Origin of the sequence: Microbacterium testaceum (assembly GCF_020781835.1) — a bacterium.
GTDB classification, from domain to species: domain Bacteria; phylum Actinomycetota; class Actinomycetes; order Actinomycetales; family Microbacteriaceae; genus Microbacterium; species Microbacterium testaceum_H.
Genome location: NZ_JAJGNJ010000013.1, coordinates 51,736 through 68,679 on the forward strand (window position 1 = coordinate 51,736; position 16,944 = coordinate 68,679).

General features: G+C 68.0%; 16 protein-coding genes. 15 read left to right on the forward strand and 1 reads right to left on the reverse strand.

Translation table 11 applies throughout. The annotated features are described in order from the left end of the window. The first annotated feature begins 14 nt into the window (after positions 1-14). Genes LL239_RS15930 through LL239_RS15945 form a run of 4 tightly spaced genes read left to right on the forward strand, consistent with a single transcriptional unit; the run spans position 15 to position 5,868 of the window. The gene (locus LL239_RS15930; protein ID WP_228164385.1) at positions 15-1,031 is read left to right on the forward strand and encodes a hypothetical protein; all 1,017 of its coding nucleotides are present in this window, start codon (positions 15-17) and stop codon (positions 1,029-1,031) included. 16 nt (positions 1,032-1,047) lie between these two features. After that, positions 1,048-4,371, forward strand: coding sequence for a LysM peptidoglycan-binding domain-containing protein (locus LL239_RS15935; protein ID WP_005052682.1), 3,324 nt, complete (start codon positions 1,048-1,050; stop codon positions 4,369-4,371). 3 nt (positions 4,372-4,374) lie between these two features. Further along, positions 4,375-4,986 (forward strand): prepilin peptidase, encoded by a 612-nt coding sequence (locus tag LL239_RS15940; RefSeq protein WP_005052680.1) that lies wholly within the window; start codon positions 4,375-4,377, stop codon positions 4,984-4,986. Next, complete coding sequence (locus LL239_RS15945) at positions 4,987-5,868, forward strand: hypothetical protein (RefSeq protein WP_005052679.1); 882 nt, start codon at positions 4,987-4,989, stop codon at positions 5,866-5,868. Positions 5,869-5,875: 7 nt separating this feature from the next. Here LL239_RS15945 and LL239_RS15950 read toward each other — a convergent pair whose 3' ends face one another. Further along, positions 5,876-6,040 carry a hypothetical protein gene (locus LL239_RS15950; protein ID WP_228164386.1) on the reverse strand — a complete coding sequence of 55 codons (165 nt, stop codon included), beginning with the start codon at positions 6,038-6,040 and terminating at the stop codon, positions 5,876-5,878. An 88-nt stretch (positions 6,041-6,128) separates the two neighbouring features. Here LL239_RS15950 and LL239_RS15955 point away from each other — a divergent pair, with 88 nt between their 5' ends. The 11 genes from LL239_RS15955 to LL239_RS16005 all read left to right on the forward strand — a co-directional run bounded on the left by LL239_RS15955 (position 6,129) and on the right by LL239_RS16005 (position 16,728). After that, positions 6,129-6,407, forward strand: coding sequence for a hypothetical protein (locus LL239_RS15955; protein WP_005052675.1), 279 nt, complete (start codon positions 6,129-6,131; stop codon positions 6,405-6,407). After that, positions 6,404-6,769: a hypothetical protein gene (locus LL239_RS15960; RefSeq protein ID WP_005052673.1), complete on the forward strand. Its 366-nt coding sequence runs from the start codon at positions 6,404-6,406 to the stop codon at positions 6,767-6,769. The genes LL239_RS15955 and LL239_RS15960 overlap by 4 nt, the downstream gene beginning before the upstream one ends. Positions 6,770-6,807: 38 nt before the next feature. Continuing rightward, positions 6,808-6,960 carry a hypothetical protein gene (locus LL239_RS15965; protein ID WP_005052671.1) on the forward strand — a complete coding sequence of 51 codons (153 nt, stop codon included), beginning with the start codon at positions 6,808-6,810 and terminating at the stop codon, positions 6,958-6,960. 2 nt (positions 6,961-6,962) lie between these two features. Further along, entirely contained in the window at positions 6,963-8,006 is a 1,044-nt protein-coding gene (locus LL239_RS15970) for a hypothetical protein (RefSeq protein WP_005052668.1), read from the forward strand. A gap of 491 nt (positions 8,007-8,497) precedes the next feature. Next, the gene (locus tag LL239_RS15975; protein ID WP_005052665.1) at positions 8,498-8,770 is read left to right on the forward strand and encodes a hypothetical protein; all 273 of its coding nucleotides are present in this window, start codon (positions 8,498-8,500) and stop codon (positions 8,768-8,770) included. A gap of 224 nt (positions 8,771-8,994) precedes the next feature. Further along, the gene (locus LL239_RS15980; RefSeq protein WP_005052663.1) at positions 8,995-13,989 is read left to right on the forward strand and encodes a CHC2 zinc finger domain-containing protein; all 4,995 of its coding nucleotides are present in this window, start codon (positions 8,995-8,997) and stop codon (positions 13,987-13,989) included. Continuing rightward, positions 13,989-14,555, forward strand: coding sequence for a hypothetical protein (locus LL239_RS15985; RefSeq protein WP_005052659.1), 567 nt, complete (start codon positions 13,989-13,991; stop codon positions 14,553-14,555). The genes LL239_RS15980 and LL239_RS15985 overlap by 1 nt, the downstream gene beginning before the upstream one ends. Before the next feature lie 105 nt (positions 14,556-14,660). Next, on the forward strand, positions 14,661-15,098 hold the full coding sequence (locus LL239_RS15990; RefSeq protein WP_005052657.1) for a DNA-directed DNA polymerase: 438 nt from the start codon (positions 14,661-14,663) through the stop codon (positions 15,096-15,098). 99 nt (positions 15,099-15,197) lie between these two features. Then, positions 15,198-15,908 (forward strand): hypothetical protein, encoded by a 711-nt coding sequence (locus LL239_RS15995; protein ID WP_005052653.1) that lies wholly within the window; start codon positions 15,198-15,200, stop codon positions 15,906-15,908. A 14-nt stretch (positions 15,909-15,922) separates the two neighbouring features. Next, positions 15,923-16,138 (forward strand): hypothetical protein, encoded by a 216-nt coding sequence (locus tag LL239_RS16000; protein WP_005052651.1) that lies wholly within the window; start codon positions 15,923-15,925, stop codon positions 16,136-16,138. Then, positions 16,135-16,728, forward strand: coding sequence for a hypothetical protein (locus tag LL239_RS16005; protein ID WP_005052650.1), 594 nt, complete (start codon positions 16,135-16,137; stop codon positions 16,726-16,728). The genes LL239_RS16000 and LL239_RS16005 overlap by 4 nt, the downstream gene beginning before the upstream one ends. The last annotated feature ends 216 nt before the right edge of the window (positions 16,729-16,944 follow it).

Consider the following 16,944-nt stretch of genomic DNA (forward strand, 5'->3'; position numbering starts at 1 on the left):
GCTCGGGAGATCGCATGCTGAAACGACTAGTCACCGCCCTTGCCTCGATCGCCTTGATCGCAGGCACCTTGATGGCCACGGCTGCGCCTGCTAATGCTGCCGGTGGTGTTTGGTGTGACCCGGAGTCTTCGCGTTGCTACCTCACGATCTCGATACCTTCGGATCCGGCGCCGAACCCGGACAGCAACGGGTGGACCCCTGGCGCACCGACCTGCTACTACGAGAACTCGCAGTCTGGCCTTCTGCAGCTGGGCTGGACCGAGGATCAGATTCGAGTGTTCGAGGGCGGCACCTACCAGCGCTTCTACGCGATCATCGACTGCGGTGGATCCGACTCGTACTGGTCGAACACGCGGCAGTGCTACGTCTTTATGAAGGACGGCGTATGGCCGGCCCGCCCGCCGGGCTACTCGCAGGAGGCCGGCTACTACGGCTGCATCATGTTCAACCCGACGCCCGGTGGATCGCCGGGCCTGGGCACGGAGAGCAACTTCTGGAGTGAGACGGTCCCGCCGGGGCTGCGGGTGCTCACTCCGGGTGCCGCTGCTCAACAGCTCATCTCCACGTTCGCCCTGCGCGGCATCGACATCGGCATGGCTCCCGAGGTCAACCCGGAATGGGGTCACCGTCGCGGCTACGTCGGGGTGCCGATCTGGCTCTGGGTCAACAACCCCGAGCCCCTGACCTGGGGCCCCTATACGGAGACCGCGACGCTGGGTGGGCAGACGATCACGGCGACCGCTCAGGCCACGTCCGTTCGCTGGCAGATGGGCGACGGCGCGTCGACGACCTGCGGCAACACCGGCACCCCGTACAACGTCGGCTACGGCATGACGACGTCGCCGACCTGCGGTTACCAGTACACGTCGACCTCGAGCCGGAACCCCGGCGATCGCTTCACGGTCACGGCCACGACGAACTGGACCGTGACGTGGACCTCTCTCGCCGGCCCCGGCGGCACCATCAACCTGACCACCAACAGCGCAGTCGACCTCGAGGTCAACGAGCTGCAGACGGTCATCGTCCCCTGACCCCCAAGGAGGCATCATGAACCGCATCGGAAAGGGCCTCGGGTCGCTGATCCTGCTCGCCGTGCTCCTGGTCGGTATCCCCGCCGGGCTCGTGTTCTTCGCCGGCAACCCGCTGCCGTCGTGGGACGAGCTCGTGGCCGGGTTCACGATGCGCGACTACACCGGATCCTTCCTGATCGGGACGATCATGCCGATCGTCGCGTGGATCGCGTGGGCGACCTTCGCTGTCGGCTTCCTCGCCGAGCTGCCCGCGCAGCTGCGCGGCGTGCCGCGGCCGCGGATCCCTGGCCTCGGCGTCCAGCAGAAGGTCATGGGCGGTCTGCTCGCCGCAGTCATCGCACTGTTCTCGCCCGCGGCCGCGTTTGCGTCAGAGGTACCCACACAGCCTTCGGTGTCGATGAGCACCTCTGTCGTCTCGGTTGCGACCACCGAGGCTGCGACTGAGGAGGCCCCTGTCGTCGAGGCAGGCCCGCAGTACGTGGTGACGGGTACGGACACACTCGCCCGGATCGCGGAGAGCACGCTGGGCGACCGCAGCCGCGCTGCAGAGATCTCCGCGCTCAACCTCGGTGTGCAGCAGGCCGATGGGGGAGCGCTGACCGCATCGGGATGGCTGCAGGAGGGATGGGTGCTCACCCTGCCGGCAGACGCCGTCGTGCCAGCCGCAGCGGATGTCGCGGCAGCGCCTGCAAGCGCCGAGGCGGAGACGGTCACCGAGATCACCTACGAGCAGCGTGCCATCGTCTCCGGCGACACCCTGTGGGACATCGCGGCCGAGGAGCTCGGCGACGGTACCCGCTACCCCGAGATCTTCGAGGCCTCGAAAGACATCGTTCAGCCTGGCGGCGGCACCATCACCGATCCGAACTGGATCTACCCCGGCCAGCAGGTCAACATCCCCGTGGCCACCGTCGTCCCCATCGCTCCGACCGACGACGCGGCGGGCACCACCGGCAGCACTGGCTCGATCGACACGGACGAGGGCGCTGCCGGCGCCGTCGACGTCGACGCAGACGAGGGTGCTGGTGCCGCGGGTGCTGGCGGCGGCGCCGACGAAGGCGCTGGCGCGTCGGGTGCGGATGCCGCGGCCGAGGACGAGGCCACAAGCGGTCTGGGGTTCACCACGGATGCCACCCAGGCGCCCGCCGACGAGGCGCCCGTCGACGAGGCTGCAGCTCCGGCCGCGGCCGTCGACGTCGACGAGGACGACACGAGCGGCATTGAGGACTACTTCCAGGTCGCCACCATCGGAGGCATCGGCGCCACACTCGCCGCCGGCCTCCTCACCCTCCTCGGGTGGCGGCGTCTCAAGCAGCGCCGCGACCGCAAGCCCCGCCAGCGGATCGCGATGCCCGACGAGACGGTGTCCTCCGTGGAGCTCGAGCTGCGCGCCGTGGAGAACCCGCTGGGCGCCGAGGCGGTCGACACAGCCCTGCGCCACCTGGCCGTGTGGGCGCAGGAAACCGGCAGCCGGCTCCCCGCGCTGTACGCCCTCCGCCTCGATGAGAGCTCGGTCGCCGTCTACCTCGACGAGCCGACCGACCTTCCGGCACCGTTCACCCAGTACGACCCCGAAGACAAGCTCGCTTGGATGGTCGCGCTGACCGACCTCGAGCCTCTCGACACGGTCCCGTCCGCGCCGTACCCGGCGCTGGTCATGCTCGGCCACGACGACAACAACGGGCACATCTTCGTCGACCTGGAACGGATCGGTGCGCTCAACGTCACCGGCGCCACCGGAGAGCTGCGCCAGGGCGTGCTTACCGCCATCGCGATCGAGCTCGCCGCGAACACCTGGTCTGAGGACGTCCAGGTCACCCTCGTCGGCGTCGGCGATCGCCTCCCGCTCGCGCTCGGCAGCGGCCGCGTGCGTCACGTCGAGGACACCGACACGCTGCTGCGCAACCTGCACGGACAGGCCGCGGCGGTCGAAGCTGCTCTCGCTGAGCTCGGCGTCGACGGGCTCGAGCAGGCACGTACTACCGGAGCGGATGCGGAGGCCTGGGCGCCGGAAATCATCATCCTCGGCGACAACCCGGACGAAGCCACCCGTGAAGCCATCAGCGAGCTGGTCACCCGGATCCCGCGGGTCGGTATCGCAGCTGTCAGCGCCGGCCACCTGACGGGCAGCTGGAACCTGGCACTCACCGAGGACCGTCGAGCTCAGCTCGAGATCCCCGGCACCGGCGTCGCCATCCCGATCACCCCGCAGCTTGTCGGCACGCGCGAGTACAACGAGATCCTCGCGCTGTTCGACGTCGCCACAGAGGGCGCCGCTACCGGCGTCGCGCTCGACGACGAACTCGAGCTCGACGAGATCCCCGCCGCTGCAGTCGAAGCCGACGAGGTCGAAGCCGAGCAGCTCCCGCTCGTCGACGAGCCCGACGTCGAGATCTCCGAGCCTGTCGCCGCCGAGAAGGAGGCGGAGATCTCCGAGGCGGACGAGGCAGCACCCGCCGCCGTCGACGAGGAGCCGGCGGAGACCGTCACGGTCGACCTGGTCGACGAGGAGGCCGCGGCCGAGCACGACGAGCCGCTCGCGGCGATCACACCGCTGCACCGTGGGCCGTACCTGCAGCTGCTCGGACCCGTCGAGGTTCGCGGCGCGCGTGGAGAGGCGCCGGTGAACCCGAACACCGCCGCGCAGTGGCGATCGGCAATCCGCAAGGGGACCGAGCTGGTCGCGTTCTTGTCGGTGAACCCGAACGCCACCGCCGAGCAGGTACACGCCGTGTTCTGGCCCGGCCAGATCGCCTCGGGCAAGAAGGCAAACGACGACCGCAACGGGCTGACCTCCAAGACTCGCCGCTGGCTCGGACAGAACGATGACGGCGAGCTCTATGTGCCGCTCGTGACGACGGGGGAGTACCGGCTGCACGAGGACGTCCGCTCCGACTGGCAGGACTTCCTCGGTCTCATCGGTGACGAGATCTCTGACACCCCCACCGACCGGCTGCTCGCTGCGCTCGAGCTCGTCAAGGGACAGCCCATCAGCGGCGTCCCCGACAAGCGCTACGTGTTCGCCGACCGGCTGCGCAACGAAATGATCGCGACCATTGGCGACGTCGCCCATGAGGTAGCCACCCGCAGCCTGTCCACAGGGAAGGTCCGACACGCACGCCTCGCCTCCGCGATCGGACGCATGGTCGACCCCATCAACGAGGTCTTCTGGCGTGACGGTCTGCGCGCCGAGCACCAGGCAGGCGACCACGCCGGCGTCGAGCGACTGATCACGCAGCTCGAGCAGAACCTTGCCGCCGTCGACGAGGACTACGAGCCCGACACCGAGACGCAGTCCCTCATCGCTCAGCTGCGACAGCGCCACGCGATCGCCAGCTGACCCATGACCACAACTCGTGAGGCCCCCCAAAGCGCGCGCGCGGGACGTTTCCCGGCGTTGCGGTACCCGCTCGCGGCTGTGGGGGGCTTCGCTCTGTCAGCGGCCATCACAGCGCCCCTGAGCCCCGATCTCGGGCTCACGGTCGGCAGTTGGGTCATGATCAGCGTCTACAGCGTCTACGGGGCGCTCCTGGCGCGCACGGACCTGCAGGAGCGTCGACTGCCCGACGCGCTCACACTCACGCTCGCCGCCTTCCTGACGGGCACCGTCCTCGCTCTCGCGATCACTGCCGGCGCCGGCGGTGCAGCGATCTCTGCAATCAGCGGCGCACTCGGCCTCGCGGTGTTGCTGGCAGCGTTCGGGCTGCTCGGGCAAGTCGGTTTCGGTGACGTGAAACTCGCTCTCAGCGTGGGGCTGCTCACCGGGTGGCACACCTGGTACTTCCCGTTCATCGCAATCGCGGTCGCCTACGTCCTCGCGTTCCCCCACGCGATCATCGCGGCGGTGCGACGCAAGCACGGACACGAGAGCACGGACCTCCCGTTCGGCCCCTACATGATCGCCGCCGGCCTGGTCGTCGCGATCGTCGCCACCCTCGCCACCCTCGCCAGCTGAATGTCCGACGAGTACTACAGCCCCGAAGGGGAGTACCTACGGCGCGTGCTGCGGCGCAGGCGCGCGCGGACCGAAGTCGCGGCCGCGGGCTGGTTCGGCCGCAGACGCGCACGCGACCAGCTCCGTGAGCTCGAAGAGAGCGACGGCCTCGACGATGCAGCACAGCGATGGGCGCGTTCGATGCTGCTGACCGAGATCGCGAACGCCTGGGCGCGGACCTCCCGGCATTCCAACGAGTGGCATCCGCGACTGCTCGAGCACCTTCCGGGCCTCGCCGAGGAGGCCGCGGCCGAGGCTGTGCTGCAGGCCGGTGACGACGAGTTGCTCCACCCGCTGCTCACCGCCGCGGCCGCGGAACAGCTCGCGCGTGAGAACGTCGATCGGGTGAGGCGCGTGGTGGACGACCCGACCATCTACCTGCTGCGCACCACGACGCCAGAGGGGAACCCGATGACCGTGCTGCAGCACGCTGCGAGCGGTCTGCGTGGACGATTCGCCGTCGATCCCTTCGACGGGTTCGGTGACGTGTTCTCGAAGCCCTACGACATCCCGTCGATCAACCCGGACAACCCGCACGACGATGGCAACCGCTGGGAGCTGTACGCGGGTCTCGGCATCGGGCGTCGCCTGTACCTCTCCGCGGCCGACCTCCACCCACACGTCCGCTGGCGTGCCGGTATCCAGAGCCCCTATGCGGCGCCGCTGCGCACCAGGCTGCACGACGCCGACCCGTACCACTGGGGGGCGAGCTGCACCTGGTGCAACGAGCGGCGGATCATCTGGCGCGAAGCCGACCCGACCAAGCTCGCCGAACACCCCATCACGCCGGCGCCGGCCGCGATCGCCCCCCGGATCATCGAAGTCATCACCAGCTCGAGGTAGCAGAGGGTCATCCTCCGTGGATGCTCGCGCCGACGAAGACCGGGGGAGAGGCCACCTGTGGCAGCGCCTCCTCACGGCCGCACACCACGCACGCCAACGCGGCAGGGCGATCGCGCATCACCACACCGCAGCAATGCGGCTGGGTGCCGGCTGCCAGCCAGTCGTGGACCATCCTGCGAAGCTACGCCCCCGCGCGGCCGCGAGCATCGACTTCTCCACAGCACGTTCCCCAGACAGGTGTTTTGTGGCACAATACCTATATGGGAATCGAGTGGCCGGAGTCAGCTGACAAGCACGACATCCCCCACGCTGACGCTCTCTACGCAATGCAGAACGCGACCTACACGAGCACCAAGGTCAAGATCAACGACGGCGACACCCGCAACCAGCGTCGCGTCTTCATCGGCCCACAGCACGCACAGACCGATCGGCTGATCGAAGTGCTCATTGAACTCAAGCCCGGCGGCAACTTCGTCGTCTACCACGTCATGCCGCTGGGCGCCTACTACCGCCGACAGATGGAGGAGGAGAACGAATGACCCTCAGCAAGAAGGACCAGGAGCGCTACGCCACCCTCGCCGCGCTCGAAGAGCAGCCCACCGGCGCGTCAACGCCGGGGGATAGCGCCCACGGCGCCGACGCCGCAGCCATCGGGCAGCAGCTCCTCCTCGAGGCCCTCGGAAGCACACAGGCTGTCGCACGGGCCGTCGGAGGACGACCCCGCGTCGGCGGCACGGCCGCGGGATCCGGCGCGTCCCCGACGATCCGCACCCGCGTCACCCCGACCCGCAAGCGCGAGGTCGACCAGCTGCGCGCGCAGCTGGGGATGAAGACCGACTCCGACGTCGTCCGAGCCGCCCTCGACGAGTACGTGCAACGGCACCTGCAAGCCAGCGCATGACAGCGGGGAATGTCGGAGACGACCACTAGGGTCCGCCCATGCGCGTCATCGGAACCATCCGCAGCACCGCCACAGAGCGGATCACCGTCGAGGCCGGCAGCTACCAGGAAGCGCGCGAGATGCTCGAAGCGCAGATCCCCGAAGGCCACGAACTCATCGCCATCCGCACCGACGACACCGACGCCAGCTGACCATGGGCACACTCGCAGACTCGATACCCGCAGCTCACGCGCGAAGCGCCTGGGCTGCGGGTATCGAGCCCCTGCGTGAGGCGTTCCCACTCCACGCCGACAAGCTCGTCCGCGCGATCGCGTACTCCTACATCGAGCCCCTCCCGACACCGATCTTCATCATCGGGGGAACCCCCACAACCCGAGACGCGCTCGCCGACGCACTCGCCGAGCTCGCCGGCGAGATCGAACGACCACACATCGACCCCCTCACGTTCGCAGGAGTCCGACGTGCCGTCGTGCCCGGCAGGCCACTGGTCCTCACCAGCGCCCCCCACGTCAGCCCCCGCGCACCACTCAGCGCGCTCGACGAGATCGAGATCGAGAGCTTCGTCTCATTCGCCACCCCACTCAGCAAGGCCTCCGCGCTGATCATCGCCAGCTCTCAGACAATTCAGCCGCTCAGCGCCGAGCGCTCCATCACCATCGAGCTTCCCCAGCGTCCGCGCAGCCTTCAACCGCTCCGCTCGCTGGGAAGTGAACCCGCCGCTGCCGGCCGACGCATCATCGCGAGCTATCTGCAGCAGAACGCGCCCCACCTGGATCTCGACCCTCATGGGATCAACATCGCCCGACATCCCGACTTCGCCAAGCCCCGGCGCCTCGACGCCGCGTTCTACCTCGGCGACACGATCCTGAGCACCCTCGGCCTCGATGCTCCCGCCCAGCCCGCGACGTCATGGCTCGGCGAGGACGACCAAATCATCTGGGCCCTACGCGAGGCCGTCAGATACCTGCTCGCCAACGGCGGCGAGCTCACCGACAACGCCAGCCAGACCAAGGAGTGGGTGATCGGACGCACCGACCACCGCTACCTGTATATCCGCCCCACCGAAGCGCTGCCCTTCATCCGGGCCGCGCACGGTGACCCCACCCTCAGCATCAAAGCGATCACCACGACACTGCGCCGGCTACATCTGATCGGCACCAAGACCGGAACCGTGACCGCGCGAATCGGTGGAGAACCCACCCGCGTCTGGAAGATCCCCGCCGATCGAGAGATCTAGCGCGACACGCCGAGCTCAGCGAGCGAAGACGGGCCACACCACCCGAGGAATCCACTCCGAGGAAGCGTCGGATGACACACAACCCTCGTCGACGCAGCAGTATTGCTCGCACGTCGCTGTAACAGCAAAGCCCGACTCGCGCGCAGTGGTACACAATTGAGGTGTACCAACGAAATTAGCGCTGACCTGGGGTTTCATTACCTCTGGTACACCTGCCGATTCGCAAGGTGTACCAAGCATTTTTGCCTTCTGATCAGTGTTTTTATCGCGTTTGGTACACCTGGTACACCTTTTCAGCGGCAGCCCTCACACATGCGCGCCCGCGCGAGGCGTAAAAGGTGTACCAACAGCGAAGCCAAACTTTTTTCGGGAACCGATGTCCGCGAAGCGTCCGAGGCTGGGCCTATACCTGGCATGAGAGCTCAGAGCCGTCTGCGCGACGCACCGAACCAATCCGTGATTCTGAATCAGCTACGTGCTAGAAACAGGGCATGCCAGCCAGAGCGAAGCCAGGACGTCGTTCATACGGCCCTCGCGCCGTCAGGACGGTTCGATATCCGGAGGCCTACGACCCGATCCTCGAACGCCTCGCTGCGGAGTCTGGGATCCCCCTCAGCAGCTGGCTTGCGCTGGCTGTCTCACAGCAGGCCGGGCTTGAGATCCCGGACTACGTCAAGGACGAGTTGGAAAAGGCGGCGCGCGAGCGCGCTACGCGCGAGGCAGAACAGGAGCTCGACATGCTCGACATGCCAAAGTCCGCGTAGAAAGACTCAACCCCCTCCGGTCTGCCAACCATCGGGGGTCTTGAGTGCTTTTGGGTCACAGCCTCCTGCCAGAGGCTGATCAAGTTACTGATGCTGAGTCAGTCAATCCATGATCGGATGTTCATGATTATAGCCGCGATATTGCGGATGTCTAGCGTTGGTGTGGCCGTCGTGTCGCACACGCTGGGCGCTGCAGCGTGCACCCGAGGGGGTGTGCTGCAGCGATGACGCTTGAGTACACCGGCACGTCGACGGCTACGAACTCTCTCGATCGTGTTCTCGAGGCCCTGGACCGGGGCGGGTGGAAGCCCCGCCGGCAGGGAAGCCAGCACATGGCGCTGTGCCCAGTGCACGGCGACGCGATGCCGTCGCTGAGCATCCGCTACGACCGCACCGGCGGCAAGGTGATGTTGCACTGCTTCGGCTGCGGCGATGCCTTCGATCTCCGCGACGTGTGCGGCGCGCTCGGCCTGACCGTCAGCGACCTGTTCGACGCACCGCTGCCCGCCGATCGCCGCACCGGCTCGCGCACCCCGCGGGCGAAGCGGCCCTCGCTGCCGCCGCGGCTGACGCAAGATGAGCTCGCCCCCAAGACTCCGGATCTGACGGGCGCGACATGGCGCCAGGTCAAGGTCTACGAGTACGTCGACGACAACGGCGTCGTCCTGCAGCGCGTGCACCGCGAAGAGACCACCCTGGACGGACAGCGGCACAAGAGGTTCACGCAGAGCTACCGTGGCGCCAACGGCCGGTGGGTCAAGCGCAAGCCCGAAGGCTTTGCGCCCCTCCTGTACAACCTCGCCGCGATCCGCGCAGCGGTCGCCGCCGGCGGCGACGTGTGGCTGCTCGAGGGGGAGAAGGACGCCGACAGCGCGATCGCCGAGGCCCTGGCCGCGACGACGAACGCCGGCGGTGCCACGGCGTTCCCCGCCGAGCTGCTCGAGCAGTTCCGCGGCGCCACCGTCAACCTGGTCGTCGACAACGATCCCGCCGGCGCACAGCGGGCCGCGGCGGTCGGCGCGCAGCTGGCGGAGCTGGGCATCCCGGCACGGATCTACCTGCCCAACCTCGACGACCGCAAGTCGGACTTCACCGACCACATGGACGCCGGCGGCACCGTCGCTACGCTCGTCGAGATCTCCGTCGACGACGCCCGCGCCATGGTCGCCGCGGCCGAGGCAGACAAGCTCGTCCACGGCCGCACCGGCGTCGCCGTGTGCCTCAAGGAAGCGACTGCCCAGCTTGAGCAGAACCAGCAGGACCGGGCAACCTCCGAGCAGCACGCCGAGGCGTGGGCGCGCGAGTCCCTCAACCGCCTCGAGCGGATCCACGCGATCAACCCGGACCTGACCGCGGAGCAACTCAGCGACCGGGGCCGCGTCGCCCTGACCGAGTACGCGGCCGCGGTCGCGGAGGGCGCGCGGATCTCCCGCGACACCTACATCGTCGCAGGTCTCGACGTGCCCCAAGCGGTCGCCTCCTCCGTGGTCGCAACCCGCCCCGTCGTCGACGAGCAGCAGCCGGCAGAGACTATCGAGATCACCCCCTCCGCACCCCTCACGCAGACCGGCAGCGGCGGCGGGGGAGTGTTCTTCGGCAACGACAACCCCGAGGACCAGCCCGAGAAGCGCCCCTTCATCCGAGGCAACCACTACGGCGTGGTTGAGGGGCAGACCGTGCTCATCAAGCACACCCCCGGCGACGAGGACGACCAGTACCATCGGGTCATGCACGGCTGGGCAGAGGTCCAGACAGTCGCCATCGAAGACGACGGCACGGACAACGAGATCGCTCGCCCCCCGCACCTGTACGTGATCAAGTTCTCCCGGTGGGTCCGCAACGATCGCGGCTACCCGATCCGCGACAAGGAGACCGGCCAGTTCCAGACCGAGTCGGTGGTGCTCAAGTACACCGAAGACCAGATCCGCGACGGGTCATGGTCCAAGGCGATGCCCTGGCCTGGGTTCCTCGAGTCGAACAGCCGCCGCGGCGCGGATCAGGCATGGGATGCGATGAACGCGATCAAGCCGCCGCGGAACAACAGCATCGTGCACACCACGGTCGGATGGCGCACCACCGACACCGGCGACTACTTCGTGCACGCGACCGGCGCGATCGCCAAGAACGGCGCGCTCGGCGTCGAGGTCGACGTCGCGACGACCTCCGAAATCTACGCGATGCCCGAGCCGACCACCGACCGCGACCAGCTGCGCCAGGCGTGGCTCGACGGCACCGTGGCGCTGCGGGAATCCGAGCTGCCCGCCCGTGTGATCGCACCGCTGCTCGGCCACTCCTGGACCGCCCCGGTCCTGCCTGGCCCGATCTTGCTGCACCTGGTGGGCGGGTTCGCTTCCTACAAGACCTCACACAGCCGTCTGGCCGTGCAGTACTTCGCCCCGAACCTCACCCACAACACCAAGGGCCTGATCTCCGGCGCATCCGGCGGATCCACCGCGATCGGCCTGCAGCGCACCCTCTCCGCGATCAGCAACGTGCCGGTGATCGTCGACGACTTCGCCCCGGACGGCAACGCCAGCGACGCGATCCGCCGCATCAGCACCCTGGGCCGCACCGTGTTCAACGGCATCGGTCGCATCCGCGGCAAGCAGCGCGGCGGCGCCGAGGCCGACCGCCCGATCCTCGCCAGCATCATCACGTCCGGCGAACTCTCCGCCCAGGGCTCCGCCGACTCCCGCATTGTCAACCTCCCGCTGGATCCCGCCACGCTCAAGAACGGCGGCGTGATCTTCGGTCGCCTCGAGTCCAAGCGCGCCCGCCACGCTCGCGCGCTCATCGGTGCTTCGCTCGTGCAGTGGACGGCCGCGCGCCGTCAGCAGCTCGTCGACGACTTCACCGAGGCCGAAGAGGACAGCGAGCACCGCCTGTGCACGCAGGCCTACTGGCGTGAGGCCATCCCCCGCCAGAACGGGCACGCGGGCCTCCACGACCGCCTCGTGCAGTCTGCCGTGGTCCTGGACCGCGGCATCATGATCATGCTGATGATGCTCCGCGACCTCGACGTCATCAGCGACGACGAGGCCCGCGACTTCTACGGGTGGGCGCGAGCGGGCATCGCCGAGGCGATCAGTCTGCAGGACTCGTCCGCATCCGACCCCGCCGAGCAACTCATGGAGTACCTGCGCGAGGCGATCGCCAACGGCAACGCTCACCTAGCCGGCATGGACGGCACAGTCCCCGACGATGCGAGCTCGCTGGGGTGGGCCGACCAGTCCACCGGAATGAACCCGCAGTGGCGCCCCAACGGGCAGCGCGTCGGCGTCATCAACAAAGACCGCCTCTACCTGTTCCCGACGACGGCCGTCGCCGTGGCCCGTCAGATGTCGCAGCGCGCCGATGAAGCGTTCAGCGACACCAAGACCTCGCTCTCCTCGTCGATGCTCTCCCACGGCTGGCTCATCGCGGACGGCGCCGGCAAGCGCAGCGTCGTCCGCCGCACCGGACGGTCGATGCAGCACCGCGTGTGGGACATCCCACTGTCCGCGCTCACCGGCAGCGGCCCCGACACCCCGAACGACGACACCGGCCTGGACGGGGGAGAAGGCCCCCAGACGCCGCCCGAGAACGACATCCCGTCGCTGTTCGAGGCGCCCAAGGTCGACGAGGCCACAACCACCCCCGAGGCGCCCGCACAGCCCGCCGTGACCGAGCCCCAGCAGCCTGCATCCGCAGAATCACCCGCCGCGCCTGCCCCCCGACCGGCAGCGCCCGCACAGCCCGCCGTCGCGACGTCGGCCGAGGACTTCCGTGCACCGCTCGGCGTGCTCCACACGGACGGGCTGTGGCTGTCCACGGGCGAGCTGATCACCATCCGCGGTCAGCTCGAGCACGCCGGCCAGCTCGCGCAGCTCGCCACCGACCTCAACCTGGGCACCCGCATCAACCAGGGCACCAACGGGGCGCGCAAGACCGAGCGCGGCCAGATCTTCCTCACCATGGAAGCCGCTCTCGCTCTCGGACTCCCGCTGGACACCCTGCCCGAGTCCACCGACTCCGACTACGGCAAGCTGCTGCGCGAAGCCACCAAGGGGCACCCGTTCATCACCATGGCGACCGAGACCGGATTCTCGCTCAGCGGCGACGGATCCATGGCCGGCAGCATCGACATCTGGCGCGAGGATGACCGCCGGATCGGCGCGCACATCGCCCTCATCCCTGCCCAGGACTTTCGCTTCATCAGCACGATCCTCGACGGCGACCCAGACCCCGCGACCATCGCCCGTCGCCTGGGGAAGTTCACCGCGGCGCTCAAGTTCCCCTACCGCAGCAGCGCCGGCACCACCGGCACCAAGCTCATGCGCGCGCTGCTGCCCCGCGACAAGCACGACGAGATCTACTACCCACAGGACCGCCCCGGCCCGGTCAAGGACCAGATGATGGCCGAGGGTGACTTCAACTGGCAGCGCAAGCTCTTCGGCGACGAGCTCGAGCAGCGCTGGGTACACGGCTTCGACCGTGGAGGCTCCTACCTCGCCGCCGCGAGCACCGAGGTCGGCGTCGGAGCCCCCACCCACTACGACGGCCCGCTGCAATTCACCAAGGCCACGAACAAGCCCGGCTACTGGCTGATCACCGCACCGGAACCCGGCAGCTGGCTGATGCCCGACATCTTCGCCGCCCAAGGCATCGTCCGTGACGGGTTCACCGGATCGCAGATCTGGGTCACCACCCCCACGCTCGAGCTCGCGAGCGAAATGGGCCTCGAGCTCGAGATCCACGAAGCCTGGCTGTGGGACCGCAAAGCCAAGGTCTTCGAGGCCTGGTACAAGCGGGTCCGCGACGCCCGCACCACCCTCGACACCACCGACGTCGACGACCAGGCCGCTCGTGACCTCCTCAAGATCGTCTACGCGGCCGCGATCGGCATGCTCGACTACCGCGGCGACCACGACACCCTCGCCGTGTGGGCCCCGCACCGCCACGACATGATCGTCGCGAAGTCCCGCGCCAACATCATCCGCCGCGTCCTCGCCAACGCCGAGCGCACCGGCCGCTGGCCCGTCGCGATCGAGAAGGACACCGTCGTCTACACCAGCGACCACATCGACCCGCTCGAGGCCTGGCCCGGCGACCCGTCCTGGTTCGGCCGCGGCCTCGGTCAGTACAAGTACGAGGGCTCCGACCAGCTCTCGCATCACGCCGAGTTCCTCAACGGCGACGGCACCTACAAGGGCAAGCGACACCTGAATGAGTTGATCTGATGGCACTGAGCAAGGAAGCGCAAGCGCGGCAGCTCGCCGCGATGTTCGAGGGACTCACCGGGCACAAGCTCCCCGAGGTCTCCCGCGACACCAAATCCATGCTCAAGTTCCTCTTCCCCGGCCAGAGCGACCGGTTCCCGATCGCCACGAAGCTCGCCGCCACGAAGCTCGGAGTCTCCCAGGGCACCGTGCAGCGCTGGATCCGCGGGGCGCAGAATCCCCGCGCCGCGATCACCCAGGAGCTCACCAAGCGCGTCCGCCAGTCCGTCACCACCAAGCGCGGCCGCGGTCAGCTCGCCAAGCGCATCCAATCCCAGATCCCCACCCGTCAGCGCACCATCCGCATCAACGCGCTGCAGGGCCCGTCCGCAGACCCCACGGACAAGAAGTACGTCGCCGAACGGTTCAGCAACCTCGATATGTCGCCCTCCGAGCAGCAACAGCTCTATGACGCCTGGGTGCAAGGCGGCGACACCGGCGCCACCGACTACCTCACCGGCCTCTACGACAACCGCTACGTCGACGGTTGGCAGTTCCACGGCATCAAGGGCGTCGAGTTCCGCTGACACGAATGACCCGGCACCACAGCCTCGTCACGCTACGCTGTATGTAGTGAATGTCACGCTTTTATCAGGTGTGACCGGACTGACGACCAGAGAAAGGACCAGCCGATGGCAGCCTCCATGCCCGAGCTCGTCGACTACGCCTACATCGCCGAGAAGCTCAACGTCTCTCAGCAGACGGTGCGCGTCTACGCCACCGGCACCAAGCAGCGCAAGGCCGGCTTCCCCGAGTCGGTCGCACCCAAGACCGCGCGCTCGCCGCTGTTCCGCAAGAAGGACGCCGACGCGTTCATCCAGCGACGCCTCACCGAGACCGCCGGCGACACCGCCCAGGAAGAGGCAGCTCACAGCGCATTCGCCGAGCTCGGCCGCGAGATCAACCTGCGCAGCCGCGAACAGCTGCAGCAGGCCCTCTTCGAGGATCTCAGCCTGCCCCGCACCGAGAAGGACTCCGTCTCGACGCCAGCGCTCAAGAAGCTCTATGCCGACACCGGATCCACCTTCGTCGCCCACGTACTCGCCTACCGCGGCGCTGCAGTCGAGTGATCGCCTCGCGCTCGCCGCAGCGCCGGCACCAGCTCGGTTGACGGAGCGCGCCCACGCCTCTAGGCTGTGAATGTCACATTCACTAGTAGGAGTCAGGTAATGCCAGACGAGATCGACACGCCGGCACCCTTGTGGTTCACCCCCGAGAGCGCCGACGTCGATGCGCTCGAGCAAGCCTGGGGAGCCCACAAGCTCAGCAAAATCATGGGCGCCGCCCTCGGCAGCTTCAACCGGCTCGGCCACGTCAACGCCGGCACCGCCTCCGACACCTTCGGCGTCTCGGAGGGCACCATCCGCCGGTGGATCCGCGACGGAGTTCCTGCCAGTCGACTCGAGCGTGTCATCTCGCTCGTCCGCCCACCACAGGGCGCATTCGACCAGGAGCGCAAGGATCTCGTCTACGCCCGCGGCGCCGTGACCAAGATCACCACCGATCCAGAGAACGCCGTCGCACTCTGGGGCTACAAGGGCTACCTCGAGCAGTGGGATCTCGCGATCATCAAGATCAAGGGAATGCCCGTCCTCACCGTCCGCATGGCCCGCACCGACCGCGACCGCGCCGCAGACAAGCGTCTCGTCGCCGGCGGCGAGCTCGTCGAGCGCGTGACCTTCCCGAGCTACTGGGCAGCCATCGTCGCCCGTAGCGAGCTCCTCGAGGACGTCTACCCCTACCGAGTCCAGCTGCGCAACACGAAGCTCGCCAGCGGCGCTGGCAAGGCTTTCCTCGACGAGGCTCCCCGCAAGACGTTGCGCTCCTACCGGAAGCGTGCCCGCACCAGCGTCCGCAAGACCACCGAACAGAGCGACTGACAGGCGGCAGAGGCATGCTCCGACAGCTCCCGCTCAACCTTCCCGACGAGGACGAGCTTCTCGCCGTCGCCACGATCACGCTCGACGGCGCCGGGGAGTACAGCCTGAGCATCCACAACATCGTCGACGCCCCGCTCAAAATGACGCCCACTCAGCAGGCTCGAGCGCTGCGCATCCTCGCCACCGGTATCGAAGCAGAAGAAGCAGTCGGCAGAGAGCAGACCCCGTGAGCAAGGGGCACACGGGCCCCACGTTCTGGCATGGCGGGTTCCCCGGCCTCACGGTCGGCTCACGCCTCCTGAGTCCCTATGACGCCGCGGCCGCGCGCATCCCGATCTCATACACACCCCGCGATCGGCCGCAAATCGGCCTCGTCTCTCGCACCGATCGCGTTTACTTCAGCACGCGCCAGGAGTTCGCTCGCGCCTTCGCGTTCCAGACCGAGATCACCACACCCTCCGGCACCCTGACATCGCGAGGCACCCTCTACGCCGTCGAGCCGATCGGCGCCACCGAGGAAGATCCCGACTTCGCCGGCCACGAGATCTCATGGTGCGCGCCCGGCGCCATCATCACTGCGATCGTCGAAACCGATGTGCGCATGCGAGCTCGTGACGCAACCCGCGTCATCGGCAGCTACGCCACCTGGGACGACGGTCGACCGATGTACCTCGAGGACGGACGGCTCTGCATCACCTGGCAGATGGAGAGCCTCGGCCTCACTCAGGACACCGTCGACGAGATCGTGCGTCCGTGGACTCCTGTCGAAACCGCACTCGAGCGCATCGCGACAGCCACCCGTACCCATCACCCCCGCTGACCGGGGGAGCCGCGGTGTCGACCGCGCTCGGAATCGAGGCGAGGCCGGCCGAGCGCAGCGAGCCGGACCTGCCGGGCACCGCCACGACAACTGCACCCACGACAGCGGCCGGCTCGCCGGCCCGCCCGCCCCGCCGCGCCCGACCGGGGGAGGGCCGACGACCACGTCGATGGGGATGTCGGAGATCCTCCGGCCGGTGTTCGCGTCCAGACATGT

Excerpts from the sequence above, each read along its gene's own strand:
- LL239_RS15995 (WP_005052653.1), top strand. The coding sequence starts at position 15,198 with ATGCCAGACGAGATCGACACGCCGGCACCCTTGTGGTTCACCCCCGAG.
- LL239_RS15965 (WP_005052671.1), top strand. The coding sequence starts at position 6,808 with ATGCGCGTCATCGGAACCATCCGCAGCACCGCCACAGAGCGGATCACC.
- LL239_RS15940 (WP_005052680.1), top strand. The coding sequence starts at position 4,375 with ATGACCACAACTCGTGAGGCCCCCCAAAGCGCGCGCGCGGGACGTTTC.
- LL239_RS15990 (WP_005052657.1), top strand. The coding sequence starts at position 14,661 with ATGGCAGCCTCCATGCCCGAGCTCGTCGACTACGCCTACATCGCCGAG.
- LL239_RS16000 (WP_005052651.1), top strand. The coding sequence starts at position 15,923 with ATGCTCCGACAGCTCCCGCTCAACCTTCCCGACGAGGACGAGCTTCTC.
- LL239_RS15935 (WP_005052682.1), top strand. The coding sequence starts at position 1,048 with ATGAACCGCATCGGAAAGGGCCTCGGGTCGCTGATCCTGCTCGCCGTG.
- LL239_RS15970 (WP_005052668.1), top strand. The coding sequence starts at position 6,963 with ATGGGCACACTCGCAGACTCGATACCCGCAGCTCACGCGCGAAGCGCC.
- LL239_RS15945 (WP_005052679.1), top strand. The coding sequence starts at position 4,987 with ATGTCCGACGAGTACTACAGCCCCGAAGGGGAGTACCTACGGCGCGTG.
- LL239_RS15960 (WP_005052673.1), top strand. The coding sequence starts at position 6,404 with ATGACCCTCAGCAAGAAGGACCAGGAGCGCTACGCCACCCTCGCCGCG.
- LL239_RS15985 (WP_005052659.1), top strand. The coding sequence starts at position 13,989 with ATGGCACTGAGCAAGGAAGCGCAAGCGCGGCAGCTCGCCGCGATGTTC.
- LL239_RS15980 (WP_005052663.1), top strand. The coding sequence starts at position 8,995 with ATGACGCTTGAGTACACCGGCACGTCGACGGCTACGAACTCTCTCGAT.
- LL239_RS15950 (WP_228164386.1), bottom strand. The coding sequence starts at position 6,040 with ATGGTCCACGACTGGCTGGCAGCCGGCACCCAGCCGCATTGCTGCGGT.
- LL239_RS15975 (WP_005052665.1), top strand. The coding sequence starts at position 8,498 with ATGCCAGCCAGAGCGAAGCCAGGACGTCGTTCATACGGCCCTCGCGCC.
- LL239_RS15955 (WP_005052675.1), top strand. The coding sequence starts at position 6,129 with ATGGGAATCGAGTGGCCGGAGTCAGCTGACAAGCACGACATCCCCCAC.
- LL239_RS15930 (WP_228164385.1), top strand. The coding sequence starts at position 15 with ATGCTGAAACGACTAGTCACCGCCCTTGCCTCGATCGCCTTGATCGCA.